Source organism: Rhodanobacter aciditrophus (genome assembly GCF_042679525.1).
Lineage (GTDB): Bacteria > Pseudomonadota > Gammaproteobacteria > Pseudomonadales > Marinomonadaceae > Marinomonas > Marinomonas aciditrophus.
Genome location: NZ_JBHTMN010000014.1, coordinates 147,939 through 163,798, shown reverse-complemented (window position 1 = coordinate 163,798; position 15,860 = coordinate 147,939). Strand labels below are relative to the sequence as shown.

The 15,860-nt window shown below is 47.0% G+C and carries 13 protein-coding genes and 1 pseudogene; 12 read left to right on the top strand and 2 right to left on the bottom strand.

What is annotated here, in order from left to right; genetic code table 11:
• Nucleotides 1-127: 127 nt before the first annotated feature.
• The 3 genes and pseudogenes from dnaB to ACFQ45_RS12930 form a co-directional block, all read left to right on the top strand.
• Complete coding sequence (dnaB, locus tag ACFQ45_RS12940; protein ID WP_377368345.1) at nt 128-1,504, top strand: replicative DNA helicase; 1,377 nt, start codon at nt 128-130, stop codon at nt 1,502-1,504.
• Nucleotides 1,505-1,586: 82 nt separating this feature from the next.
• Nucleotides 1,587-3,149: a methyl-accepting chemotaxis protein gene (locus ACFQ45_RS12935; protein ID WP_377368343.1), complete on the top strand. Its 1,563-nt coding sequence runs from the start codon at nt 1,587-1,589 to the stop codon at nt 3,147-3,149.
• Nucleotides 3,150-3,258: 109 nt separating this feature from the next.
• Nucleotides 3,259-3,393: pseudogene (locus ACFQ45_RS12930) on the top strand (pentapeptide repeat-containing protein); the annotation flags it as partial.
• On the opposite strand, the gene bioA reads toward ACFQ45_RS12930, so the two are convergent.
• A complete protein-coding gene (gene bioA, locus ACFQ45_RS12925; RefSeq protein WP_377368341.1) occupies nt 3,365-4,654 on the bottom strand; it encodes an adenosylmethionine--8-amino-7-oxononanoate transaminase in 1,290 nt (429 codons plus the stop codon). The pseudogene ACFQ45_RS12930 and the gene bioA sit on opposite strands and share 29 nt — an antisense overlap.
• Nucleotides 4,655-4,700: 46 nt before the next feature.
• The gene (locus ACFQ45_RS12920; RefSeq protein ID WP_377368339.1) at nt 4,701-5,441 is read right to left on the bottom strand and encodes a ComF family protein; all 741 of its coding nucleotides are present in this window, start codon (nt 5,439-5,441) and stop codon (nt 4,701-4,703) included.
• 50 nt (nt 5,442-5,491) lie between these two features.
• Between ACFQ45_RS12920 and bioB the strand changes: the two genes are divergently transcribed.
• From bioB to ACFQ45_RS12875, 9 genes are all read left to right on the top strand, one after another.
• Nucleotides 5,492-6,538 carry a biotin synthase BioB gene (gene bioB / locus ACFQ45_RS12915; RefSeq protein WP_377368813.1) on the top strand — a complete coding sequence of 349 codons (1,047 nt, stop codon included), beginning with the start codon at nt 5,492-5,494 and terminating at the stop codon, nt 6,536-6,538.
• On the top strand, nt 6,519-7,709 hold the full coding sequence (gene bioF / locus ACFQ45_RS12910) for an 8-amino-7-oxononanoate synthase (protein WP_377368337.1): 1,191 nt from the start codon (nt 6,519-6,521) through the stop codon (nt 7,707-7,709). The genes bioB and bioF overlap by 20 nt, the downstream gene beginning before the upstream one ends.
• A 6-nt stretch (nt 7,710-7,715) precedes the next feature.
• The gene (locus ACFQ45_RS12905) at nt 7,716-8,519 is read left to right on the top strand and encodes an alpha/beta fold hydrolase (RefSeq protein ID WP_377368335.1); all 804 of its coding nucleotides are present in this window, start codon (nt 7,716-7,718) and stop codon (nt 8,517-8,519) included.
• Nucleotides 8,500-9,303 (top strand): malonyl-ACP O-methyltransferase BioC, encoded by an 804-nt coding sequence (gene bioC, locus ACFQ45_RS12900; protein ID WP_377368333.1) that lies wholly within the window; start codon nt 8,500-8,502, stop codon nt 9,301-9,303. The genes ACFQ45_RS12905 and bioC overlap by 20 nt, the downstream gene beginning before the upstream one ends.
• Nucleotides 9,296-9,979, top strand: a complete 684-nt coding sequence (bioD, locus tag ACFQ45_RS12895; RefSeq protein ID WP_377368331.1) for a dethiobiotin synthase — start codon at nt 9,296-9,298, stop codon at nt 9,977-9,979. Before bioC ends, bioD begins: the two co-directional genes overlap by 8 nt.
• 70 nt (nt 9,980-10,049) lie before the next feature.
• Nucleotides 10,050-11,213, top strand: a complete 1,164-nt coding sequence (locus ACFQ45_RS12890) for an ABC transporter substrate-binding protein (RefSeq protein ID WP_377368329.1) — start codon at nt 10,050-10,052, stop codon at nt 11,211-11,213.
• Nucleotides 11,214-11,231: 18 nt separating this feature from the next.
• Complete coding sequence (locus ACFQ45_RS12885) at nt 11,232-13,817, top strand: response regulator (RefSeq protein ID WP_377368327.1); 2,586 nt, start codon at nt 11,232-11,234, stop codon at nt 13,815-13,817.
• On the top strand, nt 13,814-14,188 hold the full coding sequence (locus ACFQ45_RS12880; protein ID WP_377368325.1) for a response regulator: 375 nt from the start codon (nt 13,814-13,816) through the stop codon (nt 14,186-14,188). The genes ACFQ45_RS12885 and ACFQ45_RS12880 overlap by 4 nt, the downstream gene beginning before the upstream one ends.
• On the top strand, nt 14,181-15,839 hold the full coding sequence (locus tag ACFQ45_RS12875) for an EAL domain-containing protein (protein ID WP_377368323.1): 1,659 nt from the start codon (nt 14,181-14,183) through the stop codon (nt 15,837-15,839). The genes ACFQ45_RS12880 and ACFQ45_RS12875 overlap by 8 nt, the downstream gene beginning before the upstream one ends.
• Nucleotides 15,840-15,860: the final 21 nt, after the last annotated feature.

The following is a 15,860-nucleotide window of genomic DNA, read 5'->3' as shown; positions in this document are numbered from 1 at the left end:
TGTTTTACAGAGCGCCCTTTTTTTATGGCAACTTTTTAAGCCAATATTGGAGTAAGTCCCTAGCGTTTTGAGGGCAGAATGATAAGCTTTGTTGTCATTTGAATTTACCGTTTCCTGAGAGTGTTTTGTGCAACTAGAAGATACTGAAGTCTCCTCGATAAAAATGCCCCCTTATTCCATTGAAGCAGAGCGATCTGTCATCGGTGGATTGATGTTAGACCCCCAAGCTTGGGATCGGGTGTCTGAGCTGGTGGTAGCAGACGATTTTTATCGCCCTGAGCATCGCTCTATGTTTGCAGTGATTGCTCGTCTAGCTGATGATTCTGAGCCCATTGATGTGGTGACAATCAGTGAGCGTTTAGATAAACGCGGCGAGCTAGAAACTGTCGGGGGTGTGGCTTACTTGATCGAAGTGGTTGAGGCGACCCCAAGCTCGGCAAACATTGGTTCTTATGCTGAGATCGTTAAAGAGCGCTCAGTGTTGCGTCGCTTGATCAGTACAACCAGCGAGATCTCTGGCCGAGCGTATCATCCTGAAGGGATGTCGGCTGCCGAGGTGTTGGACGAAGCGGAACGTAAAATTTTTCAAATCGCTGAAAACGGTGAAAAGAAAGGTGGGCCTCGTATTGCCTCCGATATCCTCAGTGCCACGGTGGATAAGATTGATGAGTTGTATCATCAGGACGGTGCTATTACTGGTTTGAGTACCGGGTTCACGGATTTGGATGCGATGACTTCAGGGTTACAACCCGCCGACTTGGTGATTGTGGCTGGGCGTCCTTCCATGGGTAAGACCACCTTCGCCATGAACTTGGTTGAAAACGCAGCCATGATTAGTGATCTTCCTGTTATCGTTTTCAGTTTGGAGATGCCGGCAGAACAGCTGATGATGCGTATGTTGTCCTCGCTAGGGCGAATCGACCAAACCCGTATGCGTTCGGGTCAGTTGATCCAAGAAGATTGGGATAAGCTAATGTCTGCGGTCAAAATGCTCAAAGACCGTAAGTTGTTTATCGATGACACGGGTGGCATCAGCCCTACGGAAATGCGCTCCCGGGTGCGACGTATTGCCCGTGAACATGGTGGTGTGGCTATGATCATGGTCGACTATTTGCAGCTAATGCAAATTCCAGGCTTCAGTGAAGGGCGTACCAACGAGATTTCTGAGATTTCCCGTTCCCTCAAAGCCATTGCCAAGGAAATGAATTGCCCTATGGTGGCGCTGTCCCAGTTGAACCGTAGTTTGGAACAACGACCAAATAAACGGCCTGTTAACTCAGACCTTCGTGAATCGGGAGCGATTGAGCAGGATGCGGACGTGATCTCCTTTGTTTATCGTGACGAGGTATATCACGAAGACTCGCCCCATAAAGGGATTGCCGAGATTATTATTGGTAAGCAGCGTAATGGTCCAATCGGCACCTGTCGTTTGGCGTTTATTGGTAAATTTACCCGCTTTGAGGACTTAGCGCCGGATGCTTATCAAGGATTTGATGACGAATAGTGTTTAGTCGTAGCTATTGCGAAAAGAACATGTAAATCTTAAGGTTAACCTAAATAAAAATACTTCATTGTTGGGAATCTCTATGCGAAAGATGTCTGTTACTAACAAGGAAAATGATTTTTCTGATCGCTATACCCTAGTCTCTAGTACTGACGTAAAAGGGCGTATTACCTTTGTCAATGACGACTTCTGTGATGTAGCGGGCTACACTCGTGACGAGTTAATTGGTCAGCCCCATAACTTAATTCGCCATCCAGACGTGCCTCCGGCTGTTTTTGCTGACATGTGGGCGAACCTGAAAGCAGGTAAAAGCTGGATGGGGATCGTGAAAAACCGTTGTAAAAACGGCGATCATTATTGGGTGAGTGCCCATGTGAGTCCCTTGATTGATAATGGTAAAGTCATTGGCTATGAGTCCGTTCGTCAAAAAGTCACCAATGAAGAGAAACGTCACGCCCAGTCCGTCTATGAGCGGGTCAATTCGGGCAAACATCCTGTGCCTGCTATGGTGCGATTTAGAGGTTGGATGTGGCGTCAAGCTTGGTTAAATGCCTTGTTCTTCGTGTTGTTTGGTGTGGCGGGGTTATTTTCACCTTACTTATGGTTGCAGATTGTCTCGCCAATCTTGGCGGTGATTGGTGCCACTATTAATTTAACTCAGCGCCAATCCCTCAAAGAAACCATAAATAAATTGTCTGATGAAGCCCATAACCCCATCGGTCAATACCTATATTTCAAAGGGGTTGGGCCCAACATCGCCATCAGTTTTGCTCAGTTGCATCAAACGGCAGCAGCCTTTACCTTCCGTCATCGTTTGTTGGTTGGTTCGCAGCAGCTGCAGCAAAGAGCCGTAGAAGCGAAGCAGAGTGTCACCTCAAATCTAGCCAATTTTAATCGTCAGCGTGATAGCTTTCAGACAGTAGTGTCTGCCACCACTCAGCTGCAGGCGAGTGTGAATCAAATCGCTGAGAACGTACGTATGGCAGCGGATGAGACAGCTTCCGTAGAAGACAAAGCCAAGGCGAGTCGCGATTTGGCGTTGAATACCGGCAACACCATGCAAAAGGTCTATTCTGAAGTGAATGCGGCGAAAGACGTGGTGGTGCAGCTTGCCAAGCAAAGCGACCGAATCAATGAGCTGGTGAACTCTATCAGTGACATTGCTGAGCAGACCAACTTGCTTGCTTTGAACGCTGCCATTGAATCAGCACGAGCAGGGGAGGCGGGCCGAGGTTTTGCTGTGGTGGCGGATGAAGTACGCGCTCTAGCGATACGCACCCAAGACGCCACACAAAGCATTCATGACACCACGGAAGAATTGAAACGTAATACTCACGATGTATTAGAAGCGATTGAGAAAGGTGCGACAGTAGCAAACGATGGTGTTTCCGGTGTAACTCAAGTGGCAGACAGCATGAGCACCATTGAAGAAGCCATCAGCCATATTGTGGAAATGACAGCTCAAATCAATTTGGCTACCTCAGAGCAGGCAGGTGTTGCCACCTCTTTAAGTGAGCAAATGATGGAAGTGGATCGTCTGAGTGTCGAGAGCATTGAGCGAGCTGAGAATATCGTGGCAAACATTGCCCATATCGAAGAAGAAGCCTATGAGCAGGGCAATCTAGCGGAGCGAATGAAGCAATAACAGCTAGTGTTAAGTGCATAAAAAAGCCGAGCATAAAGCTCGGCTTTTTTGTGGGTAGCGCATACCTTGGGGGCTCTGTGCTTTTGATTGAGCGCTATTCACAAGAGCTCTATTCACAAGAGCTCTATTCACAAGAGCTCTATTCACAAGAGCTCTATTCACAAGAGCTCTATTCACAAGAGCTCTATTAACAAGAGTTCTATTTGTAGGAGCCTCTATGAGTCACTGTGGTAAGTTTCGATGACTTGATAGATGGCGTGTCCAAGCTGCTCAATTTGAGGTTTGGTGATCACATAAGGGGGCATCAGATAAATAAGCTTGCCAAAGGGTCTGATCCACACGCCTTGCTCCACAAACATGGGTTGGATTTCATGGAGATTAACTGGCTGATGGAGCTCCACAACACCAATGGCACCAAGGCAGCGAATACTGGCCACAGCATCAAGTGATTCGCAGGGTTTTAGGGCTTCTTCAAGCCAGCTTTGCAAAGCCCCCACTTTATTTTCAATGTCATAGCTTGCCACTAAATCAAGACTGGCGTTTGCGGCTGAGCACGCCAAGGCATTGCCCATAAAGGTTGGGCCATGCATAAATACTCCGCCATCTTGGCTAATGCCTAGGGCCACCTTGTCGTTGGCCAGAGTGGCTGCCAGGGTGATGTAGCCCCCAGTAAGTGCCTTACCTAAGCACATAATATCAGGCTCAATATGGCAGTGATTAGTGGCAAACAGCTTGCCAGTTCGGCCAAAGCCAGTGGCTATTTCATCAAAGATCAGCAATATATCGAACTCATCGCATAGGGCACGAAGCTCATCCAAATAGCTCGGATTGTAAAAACGCATGCCTCCGGCATTTTGTACGACAGGTTCAATAATAAAGCCTGCCAACTGGTGGTGCTCGGCTTCAAAAAGAATGCGTATCTCTTGGAGGTAAGCTTCTTGAACAGGCTCTGTAAGACCTGTGGGTGGCGGTGAGACGAAATACTGAGGCGTTAAAGCTTGGTTAAACATGCTGTGCATGCCATTCACTGGATCACACACCGACATGGCAGCAAAGGTGTCCCCATGATAACCCGAGCGTGGGGTCGCGAAATGCTGCTTAGAGGGAAGGCCTTGGGTATGCCAGTACTGTATGGCCATTTTTAAAGCCACTTCCACAGACACTGAACCAGAGTCAGAAAAGAAGACACGCTGGAGTGACTCAGGTGTCATGCTCACTAACTTCTGTGCCAGAGCAATAGCGGGTTCGTGGGTAAGACCACCAAACATGACATGGGAAAAAGAGTGTATCTGTTGTGTCATGGCGTCATTGATGCTTGGGTGGTTGTAGCCATGAATAACGCTCCACCAAGAGGACATACCATCAATCAGCTTACGACCATCGGCTAGCTCAATTTCACAGCCTTCTGCACCCTTCACCAAAAAATGGGGTGCTGGGTGACTCATAGAAGTGTAAGGGTGCCACAGGAGTTGTTTATCGAGCTCGATGAGTTGTGCTTGGTTCATAGATGAGCAGCCAAATGTGATGAATGTGGCGGGATACTAGCGAAATTTACAGGGGCTCGCTAGTTTGAGATGGTGTGCGTGCCAAAGCGACCACAATGACTTCTTTGCTGCCTGCCTGCTTGAGTGCTTTGGCGCAGGCTTCGATGGTGCTGCCTGTGGTAATGAGGTCGTCAATCAGTATCACATAGTCCGGTGCAGGCTTTGCCACGGTAAATGCCTTGGCACTTAAGCGTTGGCGTTCTTTCTTTTTAAGGGTGTGTTGTGTTGGGCGCTCCTGGCTACGGGAAATATCAAAGGTATGAAAAGGATGCTCTAAGGTATGTTTTAAATGTGATTTTAGAAGCTTACGAATGAAGCGTGTTTGACAGTAGCCCCGCTCTAGCAGAGAGCTTCGCCCGGTAGGCACCACGCACCAGTGCCAAGGTTTTGAGAGGTCCAGCTGCTCTAGCAATGCATGGGCTAATAACTTTGCTAAGGGGCGAAATAGGTGGCCTTTGTTGTTGAATTTCGCTTGGGTGATGAGGGCACGAGTAAGACCACTGTATACCAGCGGGGCAATGACCGATTTAAAGGCAGGTGGATGGCTTTGACACTGACCACAAATGTCGATGCTGACTAGGGTGGGGCGAGCGCATTGGCCACAGTGGTGGGTGTTTGGTGTGAGGAAGGTGCGACATTGGGAGCAAAGGTTTCCTTCCCCTTTAAAACCGCAAATATAGCACTGTTCTATATTCAGCCTTTTGTAAACCTTGTTAAATATCAAGGTTGACAGATTTCTGTTGTTCATTAGTATTGCGTTCCTTGCAACAATAAAATGATGGAGCCGATACGGTGAATATTTCCACTGAACCCCGATTTGACTGGACGAGCCAAGAAGTTCAGGCATTGTTTGATTTGCCTTTTATGGATCTGCTATTCCATGCTCAATCCGTACATAGGGCACACTTTTCACCGAATCAAGTTCAAGTTAGTACCTTGTTGTCCATTAAAACAGGGGCTTGCCCAGAAGACTGCAAATACTGTCCTCAGAGTGGTCATTACAACACAGAGCTAGAGAAAGAAAAGCTCATGGAAGTGCAAAAGGTGTTGCAAGAAGCGACCTTGGCGAAAGAAAAAGGCGCAACCCGCTTTTGCATGGGGGCTGCTTGGAAGCATCCGTCGCAAAAAGATTTTCCTTACGTGCTTGAGATGATTAAAGGCGTTAAACAGCTTGGTCTTGAGTCTTGTGTCACCTTGGGGACGCTAAACGAAGATCAGGCGAAGCAACTTGCCGAGGCAGGGTTGGATTACTACAACCACAACCTTGACACGTCTCCAGAGTACTATGACAGCATCATTACCACTCGCTCCTACCAAGAGCGCTTAGATACCCTTTCTCGAGTACGAGACAACGGCGTAAAACTTTGCTGTGGCGGCATTATGGGTATGGGAGAAGAAGAGAAAGATCGTGTAGGGTTGCTGCGTCAGTTGGCCCAAATGACGCCTCATCCTGAGAGTGTGCCGATTAACATGCTGGTGAAAGTAGCGGGTACGCCTCTGGAGAACGTGGACGATCTCGATGAGTTTGATTTCATTCGTACCATCGCGGTGGCCCGTATTCTAATGCCTCATTCTCACGTGCGCCTGTCTGCGGGTCGTCAGGGTATGAGCGAGCAAACTCAAGCCTTATGTTTTATGGCGGGGGCTAACTCTATCTTCTATGGTGAAAAACTACTGACCACAGGCAACCCTGAGGCGGACAAAGACCGCTTGCTGTTTGAAAAATTGGGTATTAAACCAGAGCAACGCCATGATGTGTCTGATGAAGCGGTAGAAGAATCTATCGTTGCCCAAGCGAAAGCCCAAGAAGAGTCTAAGTTCTTTTATGATGCCAGCGTCAGCTAGTACGCCAGACTGGATTAAGCAGGCCCTAAAGGAGCGAAAATCTCAGGATTTATATCGCTCGGTACGAAAAATTGCAGGGCCTCAATCCACCCGAGTGAGTCAGGAAGGCCAGCCCTACCTGTCGTTTTGCTCAAATGATTACTTAGGACTGGCAAACCATCCTGATCTTAAGCAAGCCATGGCGGATGCCGCCCTAGAGATGGGGGTAGGAAGTGGTGCTTCTCATTTGGTCTGTGGTCATTTAGATATCCATGCTGCCTTGGAAAAAGCGTTAGCTCAGTGGCTTGGCTACGATCGTGTCTTACTGTTCAGTACAGGTTATATGGCTAATTTGGCGGTGATTTCTGCTCTGGGTAGCAAAGACCGTCCTGTCATCATGGATAAGCTTAATCATGCTTCCTTAATCGATGGGGCTCAGCTATCAGGGGCGCCGTTTCGTCGGTATTTGCATGGGGACGTGCAAAGTGCTGAAAAGCTTATGGACCGGTCTGATCAGGCTGGTATTTTGGCGACGGATGGGGTGTTCAGTATGGATGGGGACATTGCACCATTAAAGTTGTTGGCAGAGTCTGCCGCGGCTCGCCAGTGGACATTGATGGTAGATGATGCCCATGGCCTTGGTTGTTTGGGAGATGATGGGCGTGGCGCCCTGGCATTGGCTGGGCTAGATGCCTCTAAAGTCCCTTTACTAATGGGCACCTTTGGCAAGGCATTTGGTGTGGCGGGAGCCTTTGTGGCCTGTTCTGAAGATTTGGCGGAATACCTCACCCAGTTTGCTCGCCCGTTTATTTATACCACGGCGATGTCCCCTGCAGTTGCAGCAACGGTGTTAAAAAGCCTTGAGGTGATTCGATCAGAGGAAGGGCAAGCAAGGCGGCGCAGGCTAGCGAGTAATATTGAATTGTTTCGCTCACGAGCAGCGGATTGGCCTGCCCAGTTAATGGCATCGAACAGTGCCATCCAACCGATTATTGTTGGCTCCAATGGGTTAGCTCTCGCCATTAGTGAGCAGCTAAAGGCGAAGGGGATTTTATGTACCGCCATACGTCCGCCAACGGTGCCGGTGAATACGGCTCGTATACGGATTACTCTCAGTGCTGAGCACAGTCATACAGATGTGATCTATTTATGTGATACCCTAGATCGCATCTTTAATGACCTGGGTAAGTGATGGTTTATGCGTACTCCTATTGAAACAGAAGCTTTTGGTGATCCGAGTCATCCTGCGATTTTCTTCGTCCCGGGTTGGGCCATGCCGAAGGAAGTCTTTCATAGGGTGGCGCAAGCCCTGAGCAAGAACTTTTATGTGGTGCTGGCTAACTTGCCGGGTATTTCGGTGGATTCTGATTGGCACAAGCGTAATCGCTTTGGTCCCAATTACGATATTGATGCCTTAGCAGAGCAATTGATTCGTTCGGCTCCTAAGCCTTGTTGGTGGGTCGGTTGGTCGTTGGGTGGCATGGTGGCAAATTATATTGCTGCACGCCGCTCTAGTTGTGTGGAAGGGGTTATTACCCTGGGCTCAGCTCCAAAATTTGTTGCCGATGAGCATTGGCCTTTGGGGATGGAGCAAACCACGTTCGATCAGTTTGCTGAGCTGGTGCGTGAAACACCGGAAAAAGGTTATCGACGCTTTCTATCGATTCAATCCCAGGGCTGTCGCGATGAAAAAGCGACCCTGAAGCAGTTAGCATCCTTTCAGCCTAAAGAGTTGATTGACCCTGAGGCGCTAAATCGTGGTTTGGCTTTGTTGGCTCAGCTCGATGTGCGTCGAGAAATGGCTTTGCTGGATGTTCCGAATTTGCATGTGTTTGGTGCCCAAGATGGACTGGTTTCTGCTCAGGTGGTGAATGAATTGCCATCGAACCTGCTGCAGACAGTGATGGTTCTACCAGACTGTGGTCATCAGCCGTTTATTGAAGATGAGCCACAATGTGTGGCCTTAATACAACAGTACATAGATGAGCATTCAACCCGCTAATATCTCTCCTAGCTATAAGCAAAAAGTCGCCGCGCGTTTTTCTAAAGCGGCGCAGACCTACGATGATTATGCCGCCTTCCAGGAGGTGGTATTAAACCAATTATTTGCCATGGTGAATGTGTCTCAGACTGATGATGTTTGGTTGGATCTGGGCACCGGAACTGGGCGAGCCTTATCCCTGTTTGCAAGTGCTGAAACTTGTCCTAGTTTATTGGCTGCTGATATTTCTCACTCTATGCTGCAGCAAGCTCAAGGGAGAATGCCTGAGGCGCACTTTATTTGTGGGGATGCAGAGGCACTGCCGTTAAAAAGCCAATCATTGGATGGCATTTTTTCCAGTCTTGCTTTGCAATGGTGTCTCAATCAAGAGGTGTTGTTTGATGAGTTGCACCGGGTACTCAAACAAGATGGGGAGCTAGTATTCGCGACCCTGCTGCAAGATTCAATGCCGGAGCTGAATCAAGCTTGGCAGCAAGTGGATGGCTGCTCCCACCAAAATCAGTATTTGTCCTATGATGAGCTACTTAAAATCTGTCGAAGAGCAGGTTTTCAAGAGGTACAGGCCCAGCAAAACACTATTACTAGCTGGTTTCCCTGCGTCAGAGATGTGGTAGATTCCCTCAAAAAAGTAGGCGCCTCATTGATAAAAGATGGCGCTGCACCTATCAGCCCAGGTAAGTGGCGTAATTTTGAGACCCAATACGAACGCTATCGAGAAACACAGGGGCTGCCCTTGTCCTATCGTGTTGCGTTTATACGTTTGAAAAAGGTAAATCATGGCTAAACAGCAGTATTTTGTCACCGGAACCGATACGGACGCCGGAAAAACCCACGTCTGTGAAGGCTTATTGACCGCCGCTGGGCGTCAAGGGTTACGCTCTTTAGGAGTAAAGCCAATCTCCGCAGGGGCAGAATTAGTAGAGGGTAAATGGGTAAACGAGGATGCCTTGCGTATTCAGGCGGCCAGCTCGGTTAAGCTGCGATACGAGCAGGTGAACCCTGTGGTTTTTGAAGCGGCCATTGCTCCTCATATTGCGGCAGCGAAAGAGAATCGGATCATCAATGCTTCCCGTTTGGAAGGGTTTATTAAAGGCACCTTGCTTACGCCCCATGACTTCGCCTTAGTAGAAGGGGCAGGGGGCTGGCGCGTCCCATTAAATGATCGAGAGTTATTGTCCGACGTGGCAAAACGCCTGGCTTTGCCGGTGATTGTGGTGGTGAACATGAAGCTTGGATGTTTGAATCATGCCATTCTCACAATGGAAGCCATTAATCGTGATGGTTTAAAAATCGCTGGCTGGGTGGCGAATGCTGGGTTGGAAGAGATGCCTTACTTTGAGGAAAACCTCGCAACGCTCCAAGGAATGTTGTCAGCGCCTTTGCTTGGCACCTTATCAAAGCATGAGGAAAGACTTGCTGCTGAACAGGAGTTTGATGGGATACTGTCGAAATTGAGCTGATTTTTATGGGCGTGCTTCCAATATTTGTGTAAGAATTACGTAAGTATGGAATGATTAGGAAGATTCGCTTGTGGCTCCCGTAAAGCAATATTTAGTGCTGATGCTGGCTCTCTTGTCAGCGCCGGCCGTTTTCGCAGATATCACAATTGGTATGAGCGCGGGGTTTAGCGGCCCTTTGGGGCAGGATAACCTCGCCTACCGTTATGGTGTTCAAGCGGCCTTTGCCAAGCTTAATGCTCAAGGGGGAGTGAGAGGCGAGTCGTTAAAACTGGAAGCGCTCGATGACGAGTTCTCAGAAGTTTTGGCAGAGAGAAACGCCCAGCGTTTTACAAATCGCAAAAATGTTTTAGCTATTTTGGGAGGGGGGGAGCACTCTTCATTGGCGTTAGCGCGCGTAGCGGAAAGAGAAGACATTCTGTTTCTTGGTGGCGTTGCTATGCCTCCTCAAGCTCTAGATAAAACCAGAAACGTTTTAAGTGTCCGCCCCACTATGTCCACTGAGGCTGGATTCTTGTGTGAGAGTTTTAAAGCCCAAGGCATTCAACGGGTATCTGTTGTGCATCCAGAGGCCAGTGTCATGTTTGGTTTTGTGCAGCAAGCTTGCCAAGCTCAAAAAGTTGAGGTGGAGGGCGTCAGTTATCCAGCCAACTCCCTGGGTTTCCATGACACAGTTAAACGTGCTTCCGCCATCACTAATTCCGAAGTTTTACTACTAGGGGACTCCCGCACGTTAAACATCCTTTTGCGGCAATTGGGTATGTCGTTTTATGAGAATAAAACGCTCTGGTTAACATCTGCTGTGGATCCAAAATCAGTTAAGGGTCAGTTGTTGTCTATCCGCTCTCTAAAATCTGTTTCTTTTTTTGGGGCTTCTGTTTTAACAACCCCGACTTACCAGGATTACACTAAAAGTCTTGCTGACCTTAATCCTTATCTAACGCCTCATATGCGTGGATTCGAAGGCTATATAACGGCGCTAGTATTAGCTCGTGGCCTTGAAGATGTGGTCAACCCTTTTAATTTAGAGACACCCTCCGATGCGCTTAAATTGCCACTCAATGTGGTGCGCCGATTTACTGGATGGGTACAAGAGGGGAAAGACCCAGAACGCCAAAGACAGTTAATTATTGCGCTTAGTGTGATGAGCAATTTGAATTTAGGATCAGGTGCTTATCCAGGTTTTCATGCTCAGTCACGTGTTGTGGATTGGGACTTCTTTATCGTCGAAAATTAATCTGTAGGGCTGCATAACATGGATATGTCGTTGACAAATAAACAGCTTTCAAAAATCAAGTTGCCAGTATTGTTGCCACTGATTATTGCCTTTTTTCTGATTTGGCTGCTGTTTGTTGGTGTGGCGTGGCTTTGGTTTGAAAGTCTTCAGCAGCGCAGTTTACAAGAGCGTATTAACCAATTTGATGATCAGCTATTTCAAGAACAAACCAGTGTTATGGGGGCTTTGGAAGAGCGCCTAACACTGTTGGAATCGTTGATTGTCTCCAACGATATGGTTCCCCTTGAGAGTATTTTTGAGCAAACGGTTGCTGGTATGAAGTTATCCCGTTTGACTTGGGTAGATGATAATGGGGAGCTTAGATTTGAAACGGCCACCTCTCTTCTGCCATTGGATATAGCAATGGGATATGGTGATTCATTTAATAATGATGAGCGTGGACTGAATTATAAGCGGGGACTGATATTGCTCCCTACAGGCGAACTTATTTTACGTGCAGTGCAATTGCTCCCTGATGGCTTCGGTGCTTTGGTGGCCGATTATCCTTTTGTGCGAAGTATTGGCCAGCTATCTAGGGCCCATGGGGTATATACCAACCTTATTGCTGGGACTGATTCAGTTGATCCACAATTGGCTCAGGCTTTTCCTGCCATGACATTTAACCAATATGCACAACCATTTTCTGAAGCGACATTAACCATTTACAGCAGTGATGCACTGGTGAATCCAAGTGATTTCATTAGCGTTTATCAAGAAATGATGGCCAATAATGACGCAGGGCGATTTTCTTATAAAACCGGTATTGGATTGGGTGAAGAGTATTTTGACCTAGCCTTATTGCCGTTTTTTGGTGTTGAAGGTGAATTAATAGCACAAACGCTTGTGGTAAAGAATACGACCCAAGATCAAGAAGATACCCTATGGTTGCAATTGGTAGTAACTGTCGCAGCATTGCTTATTGCTGCCTTGCTACTCATGTTCTTTTATTTCCTGTTGGGGCGTATAGAGCGCCGTATCCAGTCTGGTGAATTGCAGATTCTAGAGGAGCGTGATCGCTCTGAGTCATTGCGAATTGAATCGGAAACACTGCGAATTGATGCAGAAACCCATAGGGAGCAAGCAGAGCTTGCCCGTGATGAGGCAGAAAAGGCCAGTTTAGTTAAATCAGAGTTTTTAGCCAAAATGAGCCACGAGTTACGCACGCCACTTAACGCCATTATAGGTTTATCCGAGATGATGCATGAGGATGCGAAAGAATTTGGCGATGAGGATTATGTGGAGCCTCTAGAACGAGTGATTCGTGCTTCAAAACATCTATTGAGTTTAATCAATGAAATATTAGATATTTCTAAAATAGAGTCTGGAAAAATGGAGATATATCCAGAAAACGCGGACTTAGATGCTTTGGTTACAGAGGTCATTGAAACGGCTGAAACCCTAGTGAAGGATAAACCTATTGCCTTTACGTTAGACAAGGACACCCTCGGCAGGGCGGTTGTTGACCCAACACGATTTAAGCAAGTGCTGTTTAATCTCATCAGTAATGCCATCAAATTTACCGATCAAGGGGAAGTCGGTGTCGCCGCCACAATGCATGATGGTGATGTAAAAATCAGTGTGACGGATACGGGGCCGGGTATCTCAGAGGAACAATTGTCGACGTTATTTAAGGAGTTTGTGCAATTGGACTCTAAATCTAACCGTAAACACGAGGGGACTGGGTTAGGACTTGCTATTAGCCGTAAATTTGCCCAAATGATGGGCGGTAATATCACGGTTACCAGTGAACTTGGAAAGGGTTCTACATTCACTTTTTCTATCCCTTTACGTCTTCCGAAAGTCTCGTCGACGGATGTCATAAGTGCGGATTTGCAGACTCTATTGCTGATCGATGATGATCCAACCAGTGCAGAATTAATTAGACGTCATATCCCAGAAGACGTGCAGGTAGAAGTCGCTGAAAATGGTGTACAGGCACTTGAGATAGCTCGAAATAAACGAGTCGATATGATCACCCTTGATGTGGAAATGCCCCTGTTAAATGGTTGGGATACTTTGGCAGCATTGAGAGCAGATAAGGCCCTTGCAAACATCCCTGTGGTGATTATTTCAGTTTCGGATGAGCGCCAGAAGGCTTATGAAATGGGGGCCACGGATTACCTAGTAAAACCCATTAAACAAGAGGATGTTGAGCGGATATTACACACTGCAAGTAAAGAGTCTAGTAACGCATCTTCTGTGTTGGTAGTTGATGACTCTGAGGAAATTCGGATGTCTGCTCGAAAGCTGTTTGAGCGGCTTGGGTTAACCGTATTTGAAGCGGAAAATGGTCAAGTGGCTCTGCAGCGTTTAGCGCAAGTCCGTCCCGACTTTGTCATTCTGGATTTGATGATGCCTGAAATGGATGGTTTTGAGCTGCTGCAACGAATGCGCTCAGGAGAGTTTAAAGATTTGGATGTATATATCATGACTGCTATGGAGTTAACGCCTGAGCAAAAACAATGGTTAGAAGGACGAGCGACAGCCGTGTTGAGCAAAGGTGGTGATAGCGAGGGGTCTTTTCTTTCTCGAATGAAATCGATTGTTAAAGAGGCTCGAGGATGACGGTAAAGGTCCTGTACGTTGAGGACAATGAAGACAATGTCTATATGTTGTCTCGGCGACTTAAACGCATTGGTATGGAAGTGGATGTGGCACCCACTGGTGAAGAGGGTGTTGAGAAGTGTTTGTCTGGTTCATACGATTTGATCTTGATGGATTTAAGTTTACCTGGGATTGATGGCTGGGAGGCGATTGAACAAATACGCAGAGCGGGAAGGGATTTGCCGATTTTGGCGTTGTCGGCTCATGCGATGCAAGAGCATATTGATCAGGCCCTAAAGTCGGGAGCTAATGATTTTGATAGTAAACCAGTGGACTTTACTCGATTGAGAGGCAAATTGGAGTCATTGTTATCCGGAGGCAAAGATGCCTAAGATATTGATTGTTGATGATATTGAAGATAACCGCTACCTACTTAAGCGTCGTTTGAAACGGTTTGGCTTTGACAACTGTGTCGAGGCGGACAATGGCTTTAAGGCAATTGAGCTGGTTCGAGATGAAGTGATTGATCTGGTTTTTTTAGATCTGATGATGCCCGGCATGGATGGTTTTGAAGTTCTCACTGAGTTGCGCAATCTTCAGCTGCTGGATAATCTTCCTGTCATCATGATTTCGGCCGCCGATGATTTGGAAAATGTGGCAAAGGGGATTGAGTTAGGAGCAGAAGATTACCTATCGAAACCCTTTAATCCTACTATCTTGAAAGCTCGCACAGATGCTGCCCTGGAAAAGCGTGCTCGGGCGTTGGATAAAATTCAGACCGCTCAGAATAGTGATATTTATACTGGGCTACCGAATGCCAGCGGCATGATGGCAGACAGTAAAAATTGGGATAGCTATCAGTCTGTAAAAGCATTGCAGGTGCAGTTTGTAAAGTACACGGATATCTACAACAGTTTTGGGGTAGACGGTGCAACTAAATATTTGTGTGCTCAGATAAACAAATTGACTGAGTTTTTGAATGACAGTGGCTTATGTCAGGCTCCTGCTTTATATCGCATGACCTATGACAGTGTCGCGATCACCATGCCGAATGTGTCAGATGAGGCCGTTTTTGAAATCTCAGAGCACATTATACGCACCTTGTCTGGCCAGTTTACCTCGGACACCATTTCTGTGTTGGAGGAAGTTCGTGTTGCGGCAACCGTGACGGATGAAGTGGTCGCTGCGTCAGAATTAAATCGTCAATTGGCATCTGCCATGTCCGGTACAAGCTTGCATCAACCATTTGCAGTGTATCAAGATGATGCCCAATCGGTTGTATTAGAGCGTATTTATTTAGAGGCTGATTTACGTCGTGCAATTGACCAGCGGGAGCTTGAAGTCTACTTTCAACCTCAGGTGGCGGTTGCCACTGGTGCAGTAGTCAGCGCTGAGGCGTTAGTAAGGTGGCCCCACCCAGAGCGGGGCATGATTTCTCCAGGGCAGTTTATACCGATTGCGGAGCAGGCGGGATTAATCAGTGACTTGGGGATGCTTGTAACCTCCTTAACACTAGAGGCCTTGCAGAATCTGGATACCCTTCAGAAAGCTGTGCCGATCAGTATTAATATTGCATCGGAACACTTTTTAGAATCGACTTTTGAACAGGAAATTACTCGCCTTCTTAGTTCCTACCCATCTCATTTGACGGCCTTGATTAAACTTGAGTTAACAGAGAGCACTTTTCTAGATGATAAGGCCCTGGTAAATCGGGTAATGTCTTCACTAAAGAATCAGGGAATGAAAATATCTTTGGATGACTTTGGTACCGGGTATTCGTCATTAAGCTATTTATTCCAGTTACCTATTGACCAACTTAAAATCGATAAAAGCTTTGTGGACGCGCTGGAGCTGGATAATCGAGCCCAGAGTATTTTGTCCCATATAATTGCTTTAGCCCATGACTTGGATTTTGAAGTAGTTGTTGAGGGAGTGGAGACACAGGAGCAATTGAACTGGGTTTCAGCCTCTGGTGCAGATCTTATTCAAGGGTATTTTTATTATAAGCCTTTGCCTTATAAAGATTTTATTGATGTATTGTAGTATTTAAAACACTGTCTATAG

Bases quoted from the DNA above. Each gene is read 5' to 3' on its own strand.
- ACFQ45_RS12935 (WP_377368343.1), top strand. From the start codon at position 1,587: ATGCGAAAGATGTCTGTTACTAACAAGGAAAATGATTTTTCTGATCGC.
- bioA (WP_377368341.1), bottom strand. From the start codon at position 4,654: ATGAACCAAGCACAACTCATCGAGCTCGATAAACAACTCCTGTGGCAC.
- ACFQ45_RS12920 (WP_377368339.1), bottom strand. From the start codon at position 5,441: ATGAACAACAGAAATCTGTCAACCTTGATATTTAACAAGGTTTACAAA.
- bioF (WP_377368337.1), top strand. From the start codon at position 6,519: ATGATGCCAGCGTCAGCTAGTACGCCAGACTGGATTAAGCAGGCCCTA.
- ACFQ45_RS12905 (WP_377368335.1), top strand. From the start codon at position 7,716: ATGCGTACTCCTATTGAAACAGAAGCTTTTGGTGATCCGAGTCATCCT.
- bioC (WP_377368333.1), top strand. From the start codon at position 8,500: ATGAGCATTCAACCCGCTAATATCTCTCCTAGCTATAAGCAAAAAGTC.
- bioD (WP_377368331.1), top strand. From the start codon at position 9,296: ATGGCTAAACAGCAGTATTTTGTCACCGGAACCGATACGGACGCCGGA.
- ACFQ45_RS12885 (WP_377368327.1), top strand. From the start codon at position 11,232: ATGGATATGTCGTTGACAAATAAACAGCTTTCAAAAATCAAGTTGCCA.
- ACFQ45_RS12880 (WP_377368325.1), top strand. From the start codon at position 13,814: ATGACGGTAAAGGTCCTGTACGTTGAGGACAATGAAGACAATGTCTAT.
- ACFQ45_RS12875 (WP_377368323.1), top strand. From the start codon at position 14,181: ATGCCTAAGATATTGATTGTTGATGATATTGAAGATAACCGCTACCTA.